This is a genomic window from Microcoleus sp. D3_18_C2, assembly GCF_036702395.1.
Lineage (GTDB): Bacteria > Cyanobacteriota > Cyanobacteriia > Cyanobacteriales > Microcoleaceae > Microcoleus.
On the sequence record NZ_JAUBTG010000125.1, the window covers coordinates 1 to 3645 of the forward strand.

Below are 3645 nucleotides of genomic sequence, written 5' to 3' on the forward strand. Positions count from 1 at the left end.
CGCCTATCGTTAAGGTTTGTAAAGGGGTTTGACGACAGTTAAACTGATGAGTGTGATTAGGAAAGCTGATGAGAGGAGAGACAGGGCCGTAGCTTGCGGGGCCCGACGCAATCGCCAGAAGTTTTGTTAAGAAAGTTGAGGGTTTTGCTTTCTGTGGGTCAGCTCGTGATACCTTTCTAAAACCTGAAAGCGGGAAAGTCCGGTGCAATTCCGGCGCTGTGCCGCAACTGTAAAAGTCAGAATGCCGATTTCGGGGGCGCTTTGTGGGCGTTTACTTTTGGATTCCCTGCGTAGCACGGGGAGGAGATTATTTGTTAGCTTTGACTGATTTGCCGACTTGTCCGGGTTTATTTTACGGTTCCCAAGCCCGAGACGGAGTTTTATCGAGAATGCGGATTCCGGGGGGAATTTTAAACGCGCAGCAGTGTCGGACGATCGCCGATTTGGCAGATCAATACAGTACCGGCTGTTTGCAAGTGACGAATCGGGGAAATTTGCAAATCCGAGAAGTGCACTCGGAAATTCCCCCGGAAGTCTGGAACCGCTTGCAGGAATTGGGGATAGCGTCTCGCCGCGTTGAAGTTGACCCGATTCGCAATATTATGGCAAGCCCGACAGCAGGGATCGATCGCCAGCAGTTACTGGATACTCGCCCGCTAGTGAAAGCTTGGGATGATTACCTGCAAACGCATCCCGAATTGTCGGAACTTTCGCCTAAGTTCAGTATTGGCTTCGACGGCGGGGAATCGGTTTCGATCCAGGCTTTACGCAACGATATTTTATTAGCTGCTGAAGCGCTTTCAACCCAATCAGAAATCGTTTTTCGGCTGCATTTAAACGGCGATACAGGAATTTTCATCCAAGAATCGCAATGTATTTCAGTATTAGCCGCCCTCGCTAGCACCTATCTTGAATACACCAAAAATCGACCTCGAATTGATGGCAAAAAACCGCGTTTGCGTCACCTGCTGACAGATTGGGGCGCTGAAAGTTATCTAGAAAGGGTACAGCAGAATTTACCATTTTTATGGCAATTCACATCTTGCACCTTTCCCAAAAACAGGCAAGATGCCTGTTCCACAAAGAGTGAATTTCCTTGTGGGGTGGGCATCTTACCCGCCCGTTCGATCGCCTTTCCCAAAAACAGGCAAGATGCCTGTTCCACAAAGAGTGAATTTCCTTGTGGGGTGGGCATCTTGCCCGCCCGTTCGATCGACTCATCTGCAAGGGCGATCGAACAATCCCGACATCTCGGCATTCATCCTCAGCGACAGTCCGGTTTTTCCTACATGGGAATTGCGCTGCCTCTCGGTAGGCTAGAATCAAAGCAACTGCGGAATTTGGCAAATTTAGCCCAAAATCTAGCCAGCGGTACCCTGAGACTTACGCCGTGGCAAAATCTGTTGATTTCTGATATCCCCAACTCCCAGCTTTTTGAGGTAAAACAGCAAATCGCCGATTTGGGATTGCACTCGTCAGCGACTCGCCTAGATTCGTGCTTGGTGGCTTGTGCCGGCAGCAGCGGCTGTGCGTCGGCGGCGACAGATACTCAAAGTCACGCCCTAGCAATGGTGAGGGATTTAGCGCAAAAATTGACGATCGACCTGCCGATTAACATTCATTTCAGCGGTTGCCAAAAGTCCTGCGCCCAGCACCAGCCAATTGATATCACGCTGGTGGGAATTCAGATTGAGCGAGGAGACGAGACGATCGAAGGTTACGACATTTATGCGGGTAGAAAAGATTTGCCCTTCGGACAACCAATTTTTCCGGCGGTGAGTGCGGTCGAGATGCCCGGTGCGATCGAGCGAATGTTGCGGGTGTATCAGCGGTTTCGAGAGCCTTTGGAGTCATTTGGTGAGTTTATTGATCGGCAGGCGATCGACCAATTGCAGGAGTTGTTGAGCACCTAAAATCGGAATTGAAAGTGAAAAAATATCCCATGAAAACTGACAATTTTTAATTATTTCTCTTTCTATATTTCTGGATATTTCTTCTTTCGCGTCCTTTCCATGTTGGCGGTTCATTCAAAAAATCTATTTCACAAATCCCACAAACTTCCCATAGCAGTTTTAAACAATGATTGACTACATTCGAGACGGAACAGAAATCTACACCAAATCCTTCGCCACAATTCGAGCCGAAGCAGATTTGTCAAGCTTGCCGCCCGATTTAGAATCGGTAGCCGTGCGACTAATTCACAGTTGCGGCATGACCGATATTGTTACAGATTTAGCAGCTTCCCCCGGTGCAGCCACCTGCGGACGCCAAGCCCTCGCCGCAGGTGCGCCGATTCTGTGCGATGCCCGGATGGTGGCCGAAGGCATCACTCGCAAACGCCTTCCGGCTGACAATCCGGTGATTTGCACCCTCTGGCATTCCGAAATCCCGGAGTTGGCGCGACAAATGGGAAATACTCGATCGGCTGCGGCGCTTGATTTATGGCTGGACAACTTGCAGGGTGCGGTTGTGGCAATTGGCAATGCCCCGACTGCTTTGTTCCGACTACTGGAAATGTTGGATGCCGGAGCACCCAAACCGGCTTTAATTCTGGGTTTCCCGGTAGGATTTGTGGGGGCTGCCGAATCCAAAGCCGAACTCGCTGCCAACAGTCGGGGAGTGCCATTTATTACGTTGCACGGGCGGCGCGGTGGCAGTGCAATGGCCACGGCAGCCGTGAATGCGTTAGCGAAAAAGGATGAATTATGACTAAGGCTACTGGTAAATTGTACGGTTTGGGTATTGGCCCTGGCGATCCAGAATTGATCACATTGAAAGCTTATCGGATTTTGCAATCGGTGCCGGTGATTGCCTATCCGGCGATGGAAAATGGTAAGGTGCTGGCGCGGGCGATCGTTGCTGATTATCTGCGCCCGGAGCAAATTGAGATTCCGATGCCGTTGCCTTTTAGTCCGACGCGATCGTCTCAACCTTATTATGATATTGCTGCCGAGAAAATTGCCGCCCATCTGAGCGAGGGACAGGATGTGGCGGTGCTGTGTGAGGGCGAACCTTTTCTCTACGGCTCGTTTATGTATCTATTCAACCGTTTGTCGGCGAGATTTACCACTGAAGTTGTGCCGGGAATTTCTTCGACAATGGCGAGTGCGGCTGCGTTGGGAGTGCCGCTGACTTATCGTAACGATGTGTTAAGTATTATGCCTGCGACGCTGGATGCTGAGGTTTTGCGCGATCGACTGGCGGTTGTTGATGCTGCTGTAATTATTAAACTGGGGCGGCATTTTGCGAAAGTCCGGGACGTACTGATTGAGTTGGGACAGTTCGATCGAGCATTGTATATAGAACGCGCAACTATGCCGAATCAGCGAATTCGGGCGATCGCAGATGTCGAGCCCGCTGAAGTTCCCTATTGGGCTCTCATTATGATACCTAGCCAGCAGAAGTCTGTATCTTAATATTTCCATGCCTGAAGGCGACGCGCTTCCAGGCTTTACCTAGTTTTTGTCCATTCTTTCCCATTTATCCACCATTCCTGCTATTTATAAGTCAATCTTATACATATCATCAGTTAATCTGTTGTTAAAAAACTTTACAAACCTGAGAATATGCTTTATGTTTATTTACATGGCGGAACACAAAGCCGTCACGAACATTGAAAACCAAATAAAGCAATCATAAACAAAT

General features: G+C 49.4%; 3 protein-coding genes and 1 riboswitch. All 3 genes read left to right on the forward strand.

Annotated elements, in window-relative coordinates; all coding sequences use genetic code 11:
- Positions 1–175: 175 nt before the first annotated feature.
- Positions 176–255, forward strand: a riboswitch (adenosylcobalamin-variant (AdoCbl-variant) riboswitch).
- An 8-nt stretch (positions 256–263) separates the two neighbouring features.
- The 3 genes from cobG to QUA88_RS29335 all read left to right on the forward strand — a co-directional run bounded on the left by cobG (position 264) and on the right by QUA88_RS29335 (position 3416).
- Complete coding sequence (gene cobG / locus QUA88_RS29325) at positions 264–1913, forward strand: precorrin-3B synthase (RefSeq protein ID WP_333275225.1); 1650 nt, start codon at positions 264–266, stop codon at positions 1911–1913.
- Positions 1914–2079: 166 nt separating this feature from the next.
- Positions 2080–2709: a precorrin-8X methylmutase gene (locus QUA88_RS29330; RefSeq protein WP_333275228.1), complete on the forward strand. Its 630-nt coding sequence runs from the start codon at positions 2080–2082 to the stop codon at positions 2707–2709.
- A complete protein-coding gene (locus tag QUA88_RS29335) occupies positions 2706–3416 on the forward strand; it encodes a precorrin-2 C(20)-methyltransferase (protein ID WP_333058637.1) in 711 nt (236 codons plus the stop codon). The genes QUA88_RS29330 and QUA88_RS29335 overlap by 4 nt, the downstream gene beginning before the upstream one ends.
- Positions 3417–3645 lie beyond the last annotated feature (229 nt).

Coding starts and splice junctions, on each gene's coding strand:
- QUA88_RS29330 (WP_333275228.1), top strand. CDS start 2,080: ATGATTGACTACATTCGAGACGGAACAGAAATCTACACCAAATCCTTC.
- QUA88_RS29335 (WP_333058637.1), top strand. CDS start 2,706: ATGACTAAGGCTACTGGTAAATTGTACGGTTTGGGTATTGGCCCTGGC.